We start from the raw sequence: 16358 nt of genomic DNA, 5'->3' as shown, positions 1-16358 counted from the left end.
TTGTCACCGGCAGTCACCTTAGAGTGCCCAACTGAATGCTGGCAACTAAGGTCAAGGGTTGCGCTCGTTGCGGGACTTAACCCAACATCTCACGACACGAGCTGACGACAACCATGCACCACCTGTCACTCCGTCCCCCGAAGGGGAACCCTCTATCTCTAGAGGTAGCGAAGGATGTCAAGACCTGGTAAGGTTCTTCGCGTTGCTTCGAATTAAACCACATGCTCCACCGCTTGTGCGGGCCCCCGTCAATTCCTTTGAGTTTCAGCCTTGCGGCCGTACTCCCCAGGCGGAGTGCTTAATGCGTTAGCTGCAGCACTAAAGGGTGGAAGCCCTCTAACACTTAGCACTCATCGTTTACGGCGTGGACTACCAGGGTATCTAATCCTGTTCGCTCCCCACGCTTTCGCGCCTCAGCGTCAGTTACAGACCAGAGAGCCGCCTTCGCCACTGGTGTTCCTCCACATCTCTACGCATTTCACCGCTACACGTGGAATTCCGCTCTCCTCTTCTGCACTCAAGTCTCCCAGTTTCCAATGACCCTCCACGGTTGAGCCGTGGGCTTTCACATCAGACTTAAGAGACCGCCTGCGCGCGCTTTACGCCCAATAATTCCGGACAACGCTTGCCACCTACGTATTACCGCGGCTGCTGGCACGTAGTTAGCCGTGGCTTTCTGGTCAGGTACCGTCAAGGTACCGCCCTGTTCGAACGGTACTTGTTCTTCCCTGACAACAGAGCTTTACGATCCGAAGACCTTCTTCGCTCACGCGGCGTTGCTCCGTCAGACTTTCGTCCATTGCGGAAGATTCCCTACTGCTGCCTCCCGTAGGAGTCTGGGCCGTGTCTCAGTCCCAGTGTGGCCGATCACCCTCTCAGGTCGGCTACGCATCGTCGCCTTGGTGAGCCGTTACCTCACCAACTAGCTAATGCGCCGCGGGCCCATCTGCAAGCGGCAGCTTGCGCCGCCTTTCAACCTTCCTTCATGCGAAGGAAGATATTATCCGGTATTAGCCCCGGTTTCCCGGAGTTATCCCCGTCTTGCAGGCAGGTTGCCCACGTGTTACTCACCCGTCCGCCGCTAACTTTCAAAAAGCAAGCTTCTTGAAAGTCCGCTCGACTTGCATGTATTAGGCACGCCGCCAGCGTTCGTCCTGAGCCAGGATCAAACTCTCCAAAAAGAAATTTGACTTGGCTTGTTTCTATCGAAACTTTGGTTTACGCTTCGTTTTGTTCAGTTTTCAAGGATCATCGCATCATATCTTTCATTGTATGGCAATCATTGTTCAATTGCTAAATTCTATTGAACTTTCACTTACCATTGAAGTGACATATAGAACAATAGCACCTATATTATAATAAGTCAATAATTTTTTTACTTTTTTTCATTGAAACTACATGAAGACAATGACAATCCCATAAGGTTTCTCTTTTTGATTCGCCATATAAAAAGAACAAATCACAATAGTGGAGGATAAAAAATCCTCCACTATCGATATTTCTATGCGAAAACCATCAGCCGCTCTTTTCTTTATCCGTTGAACGGTCCGTATAATTCGTCGAGCGGTTTCATTATAATTTTGTTCAGTTCATTAATAACCGTACTCATCCGCTGTTCTGCGTCCATTAATTGTGCAATTTTTCCGTTCTGCTGAACAAGAGCTGCCGCTTTTTGTGCTTGAATCACTTCTTCTTCTGAAATGTTTTGCCCCATCATTTGTTTTTCCTGCAAACGCATTTGAATATTGCGGAAGTTCTCAAATAAATTTCTTGCTGATTCATCATTATTCACTGCATAAAATAATTTTTTTAAATTCACATATTCGTCGCTTTGACGCAAAGCTTTTTCCAATCCTCGAGCATTCTCATAAAGATTTTCCATGCAGGACCCTCCTCCTGTTTGGCTATGCCATCCACCCGTAAATAGGACAACAACATTGACATCAGCCGCTTTTTCTATATTTTCTTTCACTAAAACTGCCACTCAACTATAGCAAATTATGAACTAGAAAGCGAGAATGTTCCTGACAACTTTGATTTCTTATGGAAACAGCAACGTCACAAACCCTTGCAGCAAGCCGATGACTCCACCCAGCAATGCACCTAAATAGGTAATAGCCTTTAATTCTTTATTAGCTATTTCAATCACCATTTTTTCAATACGCTCGAGAGAAAAAGACTCTACCTCTTCACGGACAATATCCGCGATCCGTAATTTTTCTACAATGGTTTGGATACGATTCGAAAAAAATGGGGCTGCTTTTTCAACAAGCCGTGGGATATATTGCTTTAAAATTTCCTCTTCATAAGAATTCAGCAGATCAGAGAGTGTTTTTTGAAAAAATGTTTCCGTATTTAATTGACGAACGATAAATTCCGTTCCTTTCTCTACCGTGTTCTCATCCAGCCATTCCGACAAAATACGCTCCCATTTCCATTCCAACATTTTTTCGAACTCAGCCCTTATGATAGAAAGAAGTATTTCATTCGTCCCTGGATTACGTAAAAATTTCATTATTTCAGGCAGTATTTTATCGACAATCGAGGAATTGCCCAAAAGCATTTGAAGCATACTTCCCATCATGCCTCGTTCCGCCAAAAAGTCATCCAGCATTTTTTTCACTCTTTGCTTACCTTCCGAACTTGAAAAGTAGTTCATTGCATGTTGTAAAATATAGGCACTCACATCCGGAAGTTTTTCTTCCAACTTTCGAATCGTTTCAGGCGAAAGGACATCTTTAATAATCTGGCTTGAATAAGAATTCCCCACTTCCACAATCGTTTTTTCCATTTTCTTTTTCAGATATCTTTCCAATCGCTTTTCCGGATCTTGCACCCCGGCCAATTCCATCCATTCTTTGATCGTTTTTTCCGAAGTGAACAATCGTTTTGCTTCTTGTTGAACAAGCGAGGTCATATCTTGAAGAAATTGCGGATCTTGAAATTTCTTTTGAATGCTTTGCGGCGTAACTAAATGATCGGATACCATTTTCCCAAGCTGAAAAGCAATTTCTTTTCGCCGTTTCGGAATCAATCCGGGTGTAAAAGGAATATGCCATTTCCCGATATACAGACTGCGATGGGGGTGAAACAGCATTAAAATGGCAATGGCGTTCGTAATTCCGCCAATAACGGCTCCGATTATGACCATAAATAATACAAGTAAAGAACCTGACATTTCGTATCTCCTTCCCGAGTTTTCGACATATGAACCTTTTACGCTTTGCCATCATACGATGAAAACATCAGCAATTGCCCATTGCTTCATTATAAAATTTCACACGGAAAAAGTGCAAACGGGGAATCGCATATGTTTTTCGACTTACATGTAATTATAGAACGATGGCAAGATGAAAAATCCGTCCAAATATCGTTTTTTCCAACTGAAGCGTTAAACATAAACCCATTGAAATTATGTGTAGGCCATTGGAAGTTCGATCTTAAAAAACAGGATGCGGAACGGACCAATGAGAGTTGGTTTCAAATGAAAAACGACGGTAAAAGAAATTTATTCTTTTTAGAGCGAAAATGGCAAGGCTACTATGCGGCGGATTCGGCCACGCTTTTTTTAGGTCCGGTGATTGCCATCTTAACGGAAATAAAAGGCTCAAAAGGAAACATACAATTTCCTTCTATTGAAGAGTTTTGCAAAGAAGTGGATCAAATATTCCGAAAAAAAGGCGGCTTTATGTATGTTGCCAACTTGAACGACTTTTATAAGGAAAAAGGCTATTATCAAGAAAAACATGAATGGAAAAAAGAAACCCTTCCGATTCCGGATGTCATCTACAACCGAATACACTCGCGAAAAAAAGAAACTTCTCGTGCGTTTCGAAACGTTAAGAGAGTAGTAAAGAATCACTGCATTTGCTTTTTTAACGAATCATTTTTGGATAAGTGGAAAGTTTTTGAGCTTCTTCAAGAGAGTGACGATATCCGTCCTTATCTACCAGAAACAAAACTTTTAACGAAAGATTCTCTTTTGCAAATGCTGGCAAATTCACCGGTTTATATAAAACCGATCGAAGGAAGCCAAGGTAAAGACATTATTTATGCTGAACAAAAAGATGGAAAAATGTTCATCCGATCAACCGGAGAAATGCTTGATATGGATGAAACCATGGAAATCCAACCTTTTCTAACAAAACTATTCCACTCGTTAGACCCCTCTTCGTTTCTCATTCAAAAAAAAATTGACCTTCTTACGCCACAAGATTGCTTGCTGGATTTTCGATTGCTTTGCCATTGGCAAGGCGATCATGGCTGGAAAGTAACATCCATTGTCGCTCGAACCGGGAAAAACAAAGCAATTGTTTCCAATATTTCTCAAGGAGGGCATTTGGAAAAACCAAAAACCATCTTAAAGAAATTTTTCCCGACCGATTTTTTTCATATATATCAAACGATGATACAATTTGCTGTAAAGGTGGCGCAAGCTGTACATCAGCGTTCAGATGGAAACTTTTTCGAATTGGGAGTAGATATCGGAATCGATCAAAAGGGGAAAATTTGGCTCATTGAGGTGAATTCAAAACCGTCCAAAAAAGAAGCCATTCATACGAACACTTTTCGCCCGTCTGCACTGGCTATTTTTCACATTGCCGAAAAAAAGTGGAGAGAAAGAATGGAATTTGATGTACAGAACCGTGATGAACGAAATGACTGAAGCAAACTTTCGTTCGTTATACGAAAATTTCTTCATGAGGTGGTCTAATGAAAAAATTCTATCGACTCGAAATCGTAGAAGATGAGAAAGAATTTATTTATCTCCCAAAAGATTTGCAAAAACCTCCGTCTGAAAAAATCAGAATTTGTTTTGGTACGAAAGTAGAAGAAAATTTGTCCAACATCCATATGAACAGACGGAATATCCTATCCATTAGTTCTGCTCTTGCAGAAAAGCTGTTGGTCCCATCTCAAGCAAAATCGTAGCACTTATTTATATCCGGAGATACGTATATCATTGGTCCTTTAATCGGCATTTTTTCATCTGGATTCACCCCTTTCCCTCTTCGGCCAATAGGCAAGAGAACAGAGTTTTTTGCAAAACTGCTCTCCTTGCAAGACTCCTTGGGTGTGATTACGTATGTTTTCGGGGAACAGCAAATCGACTGGGACAGCGGGATCATTTCCGGCTATTACTTTTCGGAAAATAAATGGAAGATCAACCAATTTCCCTTTCCAAACGTCATCTATGACCGGCTGCCGAACCGTAGAAGCGAAAAAAATCCTTCTTACCGAAAAGCCAAGAAAAAACTGCAAAGGGATTATTTAATTCCTTGGTATAACCCGGGGTTCTTCAATAAACACGAAATTTTTGAATATTTGAAACAAAATAAGGATGCCAAGCCATATCTGCCGGAAACAGAAGTTTTCACATCCATAGACCAATTAAAAGCCATGCTAAATCGTTGGAAAAATATTTATTTGAAGCCAATGAACGGCAGTTCAGGAAAAGGGATCTACCAATTTATACAGGATAAGGACCAAGTTTATTACTGCCGCTTTCATGACCAAAAAGGCAACCATTTGCTAAAAGTCAAGAATTTGCATGAATTTGTTTCTTCTCGTTTTTCGAAACGGACTTTCCCGCAAATGCTTTTACAGCAAGGAATTTCTCTTTTACGCCATGACAATAGACCGCTTGATTTTCGCGTCCACACCAATAAGGATTTGGACGGACAATGGAAAGTGACCGCAATGGCCGCCAAAGTAGCCGGAAAAGGAAGCGTGACAACCCATTTAAAAAACGGCGGAGAAGTAAAAAGCTTAGAAGAAATTTTTCCGGAACCAGCTTTATTGGAAACTTACCAGTCAAAATTAGAACAGGCCGCCCTAACGCTTTCTCAAGCGGTGGACACTCAAATAGACGGAATCGTAGCCGAAATCGGATTCGACTTTGGAATTGATCGAGAAGGACGAGTATGGTTTTTTGAAGCCAATTCCAAACCTGGAAGATCCATTTTTATTCATCCAGATTTAAAAAAATTCGAGCAATTAACTCGCAAAATGTCTTTACTGTTTAGTGTTTACTTGATGGAAAAATCCATTTTGGATGAAGAGGAGCTTTCCTATGAACATTTATTATGATGCCGATCATCAAAAATGGTACCACAATAATTCCGATCACACCTTTTTTATTTTTGGTTCCGACGAGTTGCATCCTCTTAAAAATGGCAATAAAACGGAAAAAGAGTTTACCGTTACTCCAAAAAAAGGAAAAATCGGGCCATTGGTTGGAATTTTAACCGGTTGTGCAGCGGACGGCACTTATTATGGAAACATTCCGCTTTTTAAAAACATACAAATGGCACTGCAGGCAAAAGGGGGGCTTTCTTTTATTTTTTGCCTCGATGGAATCAACGATAATTTTATCGACGGCTCCATTTATCACATAGAATCAGAAACTTGGGTCGATGCCAGGTTCCGTTACAGAAAACTTATAAAAAGTTATAATTTCCTACAACTTTTATGTTTCATTACTTCTTCATCGTGTCTGCTTTCACGTCTATCTATTAAACAGATCGCTACTTGCATTTGGTGTAACACTCCAAAGTCGTAAATTCCCGACTAACGAATCGGTACATATCTGTATTAACTTGCATTGTTAAGATGCAGATTCTAAAACATTTTCACCATATATTTTAAGATTAATAGACGCTTGATAATCTCGATCAATAATATTTCCACATTCGCACTCAAAAATTCTATCAGATAACTTCAAGTCTTTTTTAACTTTTCCGCAACAAGAACACAACTTAGAACTTGGAAACCATCTATCAGCCAAAATGAAGCGAATATTATTCCAATTCGACTTGTATTCAATTTGTCTTCTAAATTCATGGAAACATTGTTGTTGAACAGATTCAGCTAAATGTTTATTTTTCATCATACCTTTTACATTCAAATCTTCTAAAACAATAAACATTGGTTTTCTGTTTACGATTTCAGAAGTGATTTGATGTATGTAGTTATGACGAATATTCGTTAGTCTTCGTGAAACTTTTAAAAGTTGCTTTTCACTTTTTATAATGTTGTTGGTTTTCCTGTAACGGTTTCCCTCCCTTCCTTTTTCATATTTTCTTGAAATTTTACGTTGCAACCTGCGCTTTTTCTTTTCTAATTGCCTAATTCTTTTTGTTTTATTAATATTTCCATAAACTTTACCATCAGAACAAACAGCTAAATCTTTTATTCCTAAGTCAATACCTATTCCTTCTGTTTTTGAAGGAGAATAACCACTATCTGTTTCTATCCCAACAGATACCCACCAATTCAAACCATCAAATGTAAATCGAGGATTCATATACTTAACATTTTCACCAAATGGAATACGTCCTTTTTCTGCTAATCGAATCCAATTTATCTTTTGTTTATTCGACTTCTTACTTGAAGCAAATCCTTCTACTTTTACATGTGTTTTTGTGAATTTAATTTTCACATTGTCTTGATAAAAACTGGGTGTAGATTTCTTTTTACTCTTAAATTTTGGATATTTTGATAGTCCTTTAAAAAATCGTTTGTAAGCATCACAAGCATCTTTAATAGCTTGTTTCGTTACATTATTACTTACATTATTCAGCCAATTAAATTCATCAAGATTTTTCATTTGAGTAAACTGTTTTCTCAAAGTTGAATCATTGATGAATTTACCACCATTTTGATAATTTTCTTGTTGCTTTGCAATTGTCCAATTATAAGCAAATCTAGCTGTATTCGCATATAGAAATAATTTAGTTTTTTGCTTATTATTTGGTTTCAACATCACTTTTATTGACTTTATCATTTAGCAACTCCTCATTTTCCTCAATTAATTCATCTACTAACTTTCTAGTTTTATTAGCACGTTTTCCTTGTAATCTACAACTAAATACTGTAACAATCTGTATTAAATCTTCTACAAGTTCTTGTTCATCTGTTTTTTCAGTGCTATCTAAAACTTCAATCTCACACCCATTAAGGTTTGCCATATACTCAACCAATTCAAAACCAAATCTAAGAAGCCTATCTTTATGGAATACTACTATTTTATCTACTTCTTTGTTATTTATCATTTTGATTAGTTGACGCAAACCTTTTTTCTTGTAATTAATCCCACTACCAATGTCTTGAATGATTTCATATTCAACATTTAACGATTCTAAATATTTTTTCATATTTTCAACTTGTCTTTGCAAATCATCTTTTTGTTTATTAGAAGAAACTCTGCAATAACCAACCACTTTTTGACTGGTTTCTTTAATACCAAGTACCTCTTTAAGTTGATCGTGAGAATAATATCTATAGCCGTTTGAGCCAGTATGATGTGGTTTTAATTTTCCACTTTTGTCCCAATTTCTTAAAGTTTGTGGCGTTCGATTGATTAATTTGGAAAATTCATGAATGCTATAATATCTCATGCTATATTCCTCCTTAAATTAAATATAGCATGAAAAATTATAAAGTCAATAAAAATTTTATAACTTTTTATAAGTTATTTAAAACTGTTTAAGCCCCCTTTCCCGATTTAGTCTACAATCGAATGCCGAGCAGAGCAAAAGAAAAAAGTCGCTCCTTTCAAAATTTCGTTCGCATTCTGGGAAATAAAGGCATTCCTTTTTTTAATCCTTCTTATCTTAATAAATGGGAAGTATACCAGGCCTTTAAGAAAGATAAATTTTTATCCGACTATTTACCAGAAACCCGTCCCTTTCAAAATTTGGACTCGTTTCAATCCTTTTTGTCAGAAAAAAAACGGTTGTACGCAAAACATCGATCCCTTTCTCAAGGAAATGGAATTGATTTGTTAATACTTGGGGAAAACGGAGCCGTCACTTGCCAAAATGTACATCAAAAACGTCAATATCCTTCCATTGAATCGTGCTATGCTGACAGAAAAGAGGAATGGACAGGACAATATATTCTACAAGAAGCGGTGGAAACAGAAAAAATAAATGGAAATAAATACGATTTTCGCGTTCTTGTCCACTATCAAAACAAAAACTACATCGTTACTGGCATCGGAGTCAGAGTATCAACCAAGCAGCAGATTACCACACATACGACAAACGGCGGAAAACGAATACCCTTTCAACATCTTGCCTCCCCGGCATTAGAAAAACAAATTTCAAATCTGGCCAACGCCTGCGGCCATCAACTTTCTAAAGAGTTTGATTTTTTCGGGGAATTTTCAATGGATATCGGCAAAAAAAAGACAGGAGAATTAGTATTATTTGAAGTCAATGCAAAACCGATGAGTTTTGACGAAATCGAAATTGAAAAGAAACGATTAGAACATATAACGCAATTATTTTTCGAAAAAACAAATTTTGAAGACGCAAAAGGATGATTGAAGTTTTTTCCCACGATAAGAAAAACGCATCTTCCATTTATTAAGGCACTTTATCTGTCGAAAAGTGCCTTATTTCTGTTTTCTGCGCATCTATAGATCGCTGCAGCCAACAGCTGCTTATGCGCGAAACATGAAGATCGAAGTACCGGAAAAAAATAGGTTTGTCCGGTCAAAAGAATATTCTTCCTTCTTCTTCGGAAAAATAAAAACTAAGGAGGAGATGAAAATGGCAATAAAAAAACAGGAAGCATCCTTTTTGCCGGATACCAACTTTGAAGGAAAAGATGAATTATTTTTGGATGTGGATCGCATGATAAATGAAGGGCTTTCCGGAGGATCAGTTCATTTGCATGGAAATAGGGCGAATATCGAAGAAGCCCATCCATTCGTAGAAGAAGATCCTCCGAACCAATAATTTTAACAAAGAAGATCCCGCCGCAATAGACGAGTCGTCGGCAACTCTATTGTAGGAGGGATCTTCGTTTCAGGAGTCGGCACGTTTTGATAAAGAAGCGGGTTTCTCCTTTATAAAAGGAAATAACTACCTTGCCGATCTTCGAATAATACAAAAAAACCGAAACATAATACTAGTACAGCCAGCCAATCATAACATTCATTCACAACATCTCGGGTTAGCCAAGCGGAAAAGGAAAATTGATTCCTTTAGTCTGGTGCAATTCCAGCCTAACCCAAAAAATACAATAAGGAGATGAACTTAAAATGGCAACAAATAGAAGCAATAGCAGCAACCAATTAGTAGTAGCAGGCGCTCAACAAGCTATCGACCAAATGAAATACGAAATCGCTCAAGAATTTGGAGTCAATCTTGGAGCAGATACGACTTCCCGCGCTAACGGTTCTGTAGGGGGAGAAATTACAAAACGTTTGGTTTCTTTAGCTCAACAACAAATCAGCGGTTACCAAGGTCAACAACAATAACTGAATAGGATATGGCTGTGGAGAGGCATCTTTTCTGATGCCTCTCCTTCTTCCATTAACGATTAAAGTCAACTAAGTAACCTTTCACTAAATCATAGACCTTCTTTTAAAAAAAGAACATAACTAGCTTAAGGCTTTCGCCTACAAATGAATCATTCTGGATGGGTCCACCCATTCATCGAACTGTTCTTCTGTTACATATCCAGTTTTTAATGCGGCTTCTTTTAATGTCGTCCCCTCTTTAAACGCCAATTTTGCAATTTCGGCTGCTTTTTCATAACCGATATATGGGTTTAAGGCCGTGACCAACATTAAAGATTGATTCATTAATTTATCGATCACTTCTTGATTGGCTTCTATACCACGGACACATTTCTCTTCAAAAGAAACCATTCCGTCTGCCAATAATCGGATGGATTGGAGAACATTATATATAATAACCGGTTTAAAAACATTTAATTCAAAATTTCCCTGACTGGCGGCAAATCCAATTGTAGCATCATTGCCAAAAACTTGTGCCGCTATCATGGTAATTGCTTCGCATTGAGTAGGATTTACCTTTCCTGGCATAATCGAACTTCCCGGTTCATTAGCCGGGATCGTCAATTCTCCCAGTCCGCTTCTCGGCCCGCTTGCAAGCCAACGAATATCATTGGCGATCTTCATTAAATCCGCCGCCAACGCTTTCAATGCACCGTGGAAGTGAACGATTTCATCATGGCTTGTCAAAGCATGAAATTTATTATCAGAAGATCGGAACGGATATCCTGTCTGTTTCTCCAGTTCTTTTGCCACTTTGGGGCCAAATGTGGGGTCGGCGTTGATTCCTGTTCCAACTGCGGTTCCCCCAATAGCCAGATTTAGAATGTAGGCACTGGAATCTTTCAGCATTTGTTCCGTCCGCTCCAACATGGTCCGCCAACCTGAAATTTCTTGCCCTAACGTTAATGGTGTAGCATCCTGTAAGTGAGTTCTTCCGATTTTAATCAATTTCATGTATTGAACTTCTTTGTCTTTCAGTGTGGCCTTTAATTGCTGCAACGCAGGGACAAGCCGTTTTTGAAAGGCATTGTACACGGCAATATGCATGGCTGTAGGAAATGTGTCATTTGAACTTTGAGACATGTTGACATCGTCGTTTGGATGAATCGTTTCTTCATTATGCAACAGTTCATTTCCGCGATGAGAAATAACTTCATTGACATTCATGTTCGTCTGAGTGCCGCTTCCTGTTTGCCAAACAGACAACGGAAAATGTTCATCCCATTTTCCTTCTAAAATCTCATCGCATACTTGCACAATAGCTTCTTTTTTGGCAGCGCTTAATTTTCCTAATTCATGATTCACAACAGCCGCTGCTTTCTTTAAATGAGCATAAGCATAAATGAGATCAAGAGGCATTTTTTCTATACTAATTTTAAAGTTATTTCGACTTCTTTCTGTTTGCGCACCCCAATATTTGTCTTTCGGAACCTTCACTTCGCCAAGGGTGTCCTTTTCAATACGATACTCCATTTCCCATCCTCCTAACATGACCGTTCTTTTTAACTGTTAAACCATTTTTATCATAGTCTTATCATAAGAATTCTGTCAATTTTTTGGTTTTAAAAAATTTCATCAAATTCTGTTTTTGGCTCCCTTTATGCAATTGCAAATTTTCTATCAGATCTTTCAAGATACGCTATTCTTAAACACAGCTTCCAAAACCCGATCTTTCTTTCCCCTAGCCTTGTGTTCAAATGTCGAAAAAGATTATTCTACTACTTAAACGGACAATGCTTTTGCTGACCATAAATAAGAGCAATAACGCTGATATTCCTCCCAAAGTGTACGCACGTATTTTCCTCGGATTCCCGGATAAAAACGATCTCCCATTTTTCGAACTGGAGCAATTTCAATAATGGAATTGGTTAAAAAGATTTCTTCTGCATGATCCAATTCTTCCGGAAAAAAATATCCCTCTTGCACCGGAATATGAAGTCGCTCTGCCAATTTCATAATGAATCGTCTTGTGACGCCATCTAAAATTCCTGTTTGTAAACAAGGAGTAAAAATCGTTCCCTCTTTTACCCAAAAAAAATTGGATACAATGCCTTCCGCTAAATGCCCTTCTTTCGTCAAAAAAATGCCTTCTTGTTCTCCATTGCTTCCCATTTCCCATTTTGCGGCCACATTATTCAGAAAGTGGTGAGATTTTAATCGTTTTCCCGTTTCCGGCGTGTTTCTCGGCAATGTTAATAAGACTGCTTCTTTTTCTTTCATGGCATGGAGACGCTTGAAGGGCCGCTGGAAAACGAAAATAGTAGGTCGATGATATGGTTCGATTTGCATTCCCATCTCTCCGAGTCCCGCCGAAACATTCAAACGCACCGACGAATCCGGCAGCCCATTGCGTCGGCAAAGTTCCTGAATAATGTCCAACGCTTTTTTCCGCGTAATCGATGCACGAATACGCAATTCTTTTAATCCTTCATTAAGGCGTTCAAGATGGTCATCTAAAAGAAAAGGATGACCAGAATATGTGGGAATGGTCTCAAAAACGCCGAGACCATATAAATATCCATGATCAAACGGCGAGATCATCGCTTTTTCTTTTTCTATAAACTGACCATTGAGATAGACGATCATCTTGTCAGTCCCCCGTTCGCTTCCTGCTTCCGATAAGTATTGAAAAAATTGGACAGAAGCTGCTTACCGAATTCCGTTAAAATCGATTCTGGATGAAATTGGACACCTTCTATCGAATAGGATCGATGACGTATCGCCATAATCTCCCCTTCCTCCGTCCAAGCCGAGATTTCAAAACAGTGCGGAAGAGAGTCTTTATCCACTATAAGCGAATGGTATCTAGTGGCTCGAAACGGATTAGGAACATCGTCAAAGATGGTGCGGCCGTCGTGAAAAATGGCAGATGTTTTTCCGTGCATTTGTTTTTCGGCCCGAATAATGTTTCCGCCAAAAGCCTGCGCTATCGCTTGATGGCCGAGACAAACTCCAAAAATGGGAATACGGCCTGCAAAATAGCGGATAGCCTCCAAACTTATCCCCGCTTCATTTGGAGTGCAGGGCCCAGGTGAAATCATTAAAAAATCAGGAGAAAGGTTTTCTATATCGCCAATCGAGAGACAATCGTTTCTTTTTACAATGATCTCTTCTCCTAACTCCCCTATGTATTGAACGAGATTATAAGTAAAGGAATCATAATTATCGATCATTAAAATCATGTGAGCGCCTCCTTTTTTTCTGCCATTTCTTTTGCCTTCCATAGTGCCGCCGCTTTTTTCAATGATTCTTTGTATTCATATTGAGGTCGGGAATCCAGAACAATACCTGCCCCAGCCTGCACATAGGCTTTTCCATTTTTGGCAATCATTGTCCGGATCACAATATTAAGATCCATATCGCCATTCAACCCGATCCAGCCGATCGATCCTGTATAAACTCCTCGGCGAACATTCTCCAATTCTTCTATGATTTCCATCGTCCGAACTTTCGGTGCACCTGTGATCGTCCCTCCCGGAAAAACGGCATCAATCACGTCAAAAGCATTTTTTTCTTCTGCCAATATCCCTTCGACTTCAGATACTAGATGCATGACATGGGAATATTTTTCGATCGTCATCAATTCATTGACCCGAACAGTGCCGTACTGACATACCCGTCCTAAATCGTTTCGTTCCAAGTCCACCAGCATGACATGTTCCGCTCGTTCCTTCACGTTTCCGAGCAATTCATTCGCCAAAATCTGATCTTCCTCCTCGTTCTTTCCTCGAGAACGGGTGCCTGCAATCGGACGCGTTTTTACCCTTTGTCCGGTCTTTTTCACCAACAACTCCGGAGATCCGCATACTATTTGAAAATCGTTGGAGTGTATATATCCCATATACGGAGAAGGATTGATGCTGCGTAATGTTTTGTACACTTCAAGAGCCGGGACATGCAGCGTTTTCGCTTGGCGAACGGACAAATTGACTTGAAAGACATCCCCGCTGGCAATGTATTCTTGAATTTTTTCCACTGCATGAATAAATTCTTTTTCCGACAGCGACACTTCAAGATCTTTTCCCGAAATAGCAGGAACAGGTGATTCGATCTCTTCGCTTTCCTTCAGTTCGGATTGCCACATTTCCTTCCACGTATCCAAACCATATCGACTATCCTCAGATTCAGCTAATGTCATCACCCACAGACAATTCGTTTCATGATCAAAAACAACCCATTCTCGAAAAAAATAAAAATATAGAAGCGGAAGGTCCAGATCATCTTGCGCTAAATGGGGCAATTTTTCAATAAGGCGAGCATAATCATAGCTTATAAAGCCTATTAATCCGCCTTGAAATTCAGGCAGTCCCGGAGCCGGATCCAGTTTATAAGGTCGCAGCCATTGTTCAATCATTCGAAGCGGTTGACCTTCCATCCATTTATCGCGGCCATTCATTGTCACCTGAATCCCATTTTGTTGCCCTTCAATCACGGCAAAAGGTTCAATTCCAGCGATGCTGTATCGGCCGGATCGTCCACTTTCCAGCAAAGCATAATGCGACTTTCCCTTTACTAATTGGCAAAATTTCCGAAAAAACCGTTCCTTTGAATAAGGGATAGTGTCATAAAACAATTTCATTCGTTTGCAACCTTCTTTCTGTTTTGCATTCGGCCTCTTTCACATAAAAAGAGCCCTTATTCCATTTATTATACATGCAAATAGGATAACAATTGAAAAAAGGCTCATCATGATTTAAGAAAGAATCTTATTTTCTCATGGAATCGAGTAGGAGGGAGCGATTAACTCCCGTCCTCTCACACCACCGTACGTACGGTTCCGTATACGGCGGTTCAATTAAGATCATTGACGCAAGTCTTTATAACTTCCGTGAATAGCTGTTCTCTTTATGCCAGTGGTCACTCCACCCTCCAAGAGGTCTCCCACGGGATTCACCGCTTCCTCCCTCAAGTGAGGTACTACGTTTTCTGTGTTCATCATGACTCACTGAATACCAAGGGCTATTCTCTCTTAATTGTTCGGTCCTTCTTAGTTGTTCTAGACCAACTAATACTATGACCTCTGCTGACTTCTGACGGTTCAGCTACTTATCACTAAGTAGGTTATGAAGAGTACTTCACATATCCGCCAGACCTCCCCGGGTAAGTACATGCACTTTCACACCATCTATCCGCCTCATTTACTCGATATGACCTTCGACAGAAAGAGCTTTGTTTTGTTATGCAAACTCACTCAATCATACCTAGCCTTATATGAGGTTCGTGTTCCTCGGACCGGTGTTTTGCCTCCAGCTTCCTTCAGATTCCGCGTCACCACGGACACCCTTTCGTTGAGCTAACCTCTACTTCTGTCTTCGGGGTTCGGGACTTACACCCTATAGTTCATGTACATGCCGGGCGCACATAAACGAAAAAGCTGCCGGAGCCAACCCCCGGCAGCTTTTCTAGTCATCACTTCGATGAAGATTAGGCCTATTTCGCCTGTACTGTTTTATCCCTTCTCTCCTCATAAGCTCGAATTTCATCTTCTAAATTAAGAGTGACAGCAATTTCATCCCATCCGTTTAACAGCATTTCCTTCCAATAAGGATCCATCATAAACGTAGCCAAAAATCCTTTTCGATCCGTCACAAGCTGGTTTTTCAAATCCACAAAGAGACGGTAGCCAGGTTCTGATGCTTTTTCCAACAGCAGAGACACCTCTTCTGCCGTTAATTTTATCGGCAATAGTCCGTTCTTCAAACAATTATTATAGAAAATATCAGCAAAGCTGGGGGCAATAATGATTTTAAAGCCATAATCCATTAAAGCCCACGGAGCGTGTTCACGGGAAGAGCCGCAGCCAAAGTTTTCTCCTGCCACTAAAATACTGGCGTCTTTATATTGAGGATCGTTTAAAATAAAATCTTCCCTCACATTGCCGTCGTCGTCAAAACGCCAATGATAAAATAAAAACTGGCCAAAACCTTTGCGCTCAATTCGCTTTAAAAACTGTTTCGGTATAATTTGGTCCGTATCGACATTCGTTCTATTCAGAGGACAAACAATCCCATTATACTTATTGATTGGTTCCATATGGCTACATCTC

General features: G+C 39.8%; 16 protein-coding genes and 1 rRNA gene (1 of these 17 running past the window's edge). 7 read left to right on the top strand and 10 right to left on the bottom strand.

All coding sequences use genetic code 11. From position 1 onward, the window contains the following. The 3 genes from N1I87_RS04195 to N1I87_RS04185 form a co-directional block, all read right to left on the bottom strand. Positions 1-1181 (bottom strand): 16S ribosomal RNA (locus N1I87_RS04195) (it extends 374 nt beyond the left edge of the window). A 350-nt stretch (positions 1182-1531) separates the two neighbouring features. Then, positions 1532-1882 (bottom strand): YlbF family regulator, encoded by a 351-nt coding sequence (locus N1I87_RS04190; protein ID WP_003353176.1) that lies wholly within the window; start codon positions 1880-1882, stop codon positions 1532-1534. Positions 1883-2041: 159 nt separating this feature from the next. Beyond that, the gene (locus tag N1I87_RS04185; RefSeq protein WP_341100752.1) at positions 2042-3178 is read right to left on the bottom strand and encodes a DUF445 domain-containing protein; all 1137 of its coding nucleotides are present in this window, start codon (positions 3176-3178) and stop codon (positions 2042-2044) included. Positions 3179-3310: 132 nt separating this feature from the next. On the opposite strand from N1I87_RS04185, the gene N1I87_RS04180 reads away from it, so the two are divergent. The 4 genes from N1I87_RS04180 (at position 3311) to N1I87_RS04165 (ending at position 6562) form a co-directional block, all read left to right on the top strand. Then, a complete protein-coding gene (locus N1I87_RS04180; RefSeq protein WP_341100751.1) occupies positions 3311-4666 on the top strand; it encodes a YheC/YheD family endospore coat-associated protein in 1356 nt (451 codons plus the stop codon). A 47-nt stretch (positions 4667-4713) separates the two neighbouring features. Further along, positions 4714-4932, top strand: a complete 219-nt coding sequence (locus tag N1I87_RS04175; protein ID WP_341100748.1) for a hypothetical protein — start codon at positions 4714-4716, stop codon at positions 4930-4932. A gap of 144 nt (positions 4933-5076) precedes the next feature. Next, positions 5077-6090 carry a YheC/YheD family endospore coat-associated protein gene (locus tag N1I87_RS04170; protein WP_341100746.1) on the top strand — a complete coding sequence of 338 codons (1014 nt, stop codon included), beginning with the start codon at positions 5077-5079 and terminating at the stop codon, positions 6088-6090. Then, positions 6074-6562, top strand: a complete 489-nt coding sequence (locus N1I87_RS04165) for a hypothetical protein (protein ID WP_341100744.1) — start codon at positions 6074-6076, stop codon at positions 6560-6562. The genes N1I87_RS04170 and N1I87_RS04165 overlap by 17 nt, the downstream gene beginning before the upstream one ends. A 45-nt stretch (positions 6563-6607) precedes the next feature. Here N1I87_RS04165 and N1I87_RS04160 read toward each other — a convergent pair whose 3' ends face one another. Next, on the bottom strand, positions 6608-7786 hold the full coding sequence (locus N1I87_RS04160) for an RNA-guided endonuclease InsQ/TnpB family protein (RefSeq protein WP_341100743.1): 1179 nt from the start codon (positions 7784-7786) through the stop codon (positions 6608-6610). Further along, complete coding sequence (locus tag N1I87_RS04155; protein WP_270584269.1) at positions 7749-8399, bottom strand: IS607 family transposase; 651 nt, start codon at positions 8397-8399, stop codon at positions 7749-7751. Before N1I87_RS04155 ends, N1I87_RS04160 begins: the two co-directional genes overlap by 38 nt. A 122-nt stretch (positions 8400-8521) precedes the next feature. Between N1I87_RS04155 and N1I87_RS04150 the strand changes: the two genes are divergently transcribed. The 3 genes from N1I87_RS04150 to N1I87_RS04140 all read left to right on the top strand — a co-directional run bounded on the left by N1I87_RS04150 (position 8522) and on the right by N1I87_RS04140 (position 10270). After that, positions 8522-9328 carry a YheC/YheD family protein gene (locus tag N1I87_RS04150; protein ID WP_341100741.1) on the top strand — a complete coding sequence of 269 codons (807 nt, stop codon included), beginning with the start codon at positions 8522-8524 and terminating at the stop codon, positions 9326-9328. A gap of 229 nt (positions 9329-9557) precedes the next feature. Beyond that, entirely contained in the window at positions 9558-9746 is a 189-nt protein-coding gene (locus N1I87_RS04145; RefSeq protein ID WP_327798215.1) for a hypothetical protein, read from the top strand. A 305-nt stretch (positions 9747-10051) separates the two neighbouring features. After that, positions 10052-10270 carry an alpha/beta-type small acid-soluble spore protein gene (locus N1I87_RS04140; protein ID WP_048622819.1) on the top strand — a complete coding sequence of 73 codons (219 nt, stop codon included), beginning with the start codon at positions 10052-10054 and terminating at the stop codon, positions 10268-10270. A 141-nt stretch (positions 10271-10411) separates the two neighbouring features. On the opposite strand, the gene fumC is transcribed toward N1I87_RS04140, so the two are convergent. The 5 genes from fumC to leuD all read right to left on the bottom strand — a co-directional run bounded on the left by fumC (position 10412) and on the right by leuD (position 16345). Beyond that, on the bottom strand, positions 10412-11785 hold the full coding sequence (fumC, locus tag N1I87_RS04135; RefSeq protein WP_048622818.1) for a class II fumarate hydratase: 1374 nt from the start codon (positions 11783-11785) through the stop codon (positions 10412-10414). 249 nt (positions 11786-12034) lie between these two features. Beyond that, complete coding sequence (gene pabC / locus N1I87_RS04130) at positions 12035-12898, bottom strand: aminodeoxychorismate lyase (protein WP_048622817.1); 864 nt, start codon at positions 12896-12898, stop codon at positions 12035-12037. Then, positions 12895-13494: an aminodeoxychorismate/anthranilate synthase component II gene (pabA, locus tag N1I87_RS04125; protein ID WP_341100740.1), complete on the bottom strand. Its 600-nt coding sequence runs from the start codon at positions 13492-13494 to the stop codon at positions 12895-12897. Before pabA ends, pabC begins: the two co-directional genes overlap by 4 nt. Then, positions 13491-14891 (bottom strand): anthranilate synthase component I family protein, encoded by a 1401-nt coding sequence (locus N1I87_RS04120; protein WP_341100739.1) that lies wholly within the window; start codon positions 14889-14891, stop codon positions 13491-13493. The genes pabA and N1I87_RS04120 overlap by 4 nt, the downstream gene beginning before the upstream one ends. Before the next feature lie 851 nt (positions 14892-15742). Then, on the bottom strand, positions 15743-16345 hold the full coding sequence (gene leuD, locus N1I87_RS04115; RefSeq protein WP_341100738.1) for a 3-isopropylmalate dehydratase small subunit: 603 nt from the start codon (positions 16343-16345) through the stop codon (positions 15743-15745). Between the last annotated feature and the right edge of the window lie 13 nt (positions 16346-16358).

Origin of the sequence: Bacillus sp. FSL W8-0102, assembly GCF_038007225.1 — a bacterium.
Taxonomy (GTDB): Bacteria; Bacillota; Bacilli; order Bacillales; family DSM-4216; genus Bacillus_O; species Bacillus_O smithii.
Note: the sequence above shows the minus strand (reverse complement) of the source record. Positions and strands in the feature narration are given on the sequence as shown.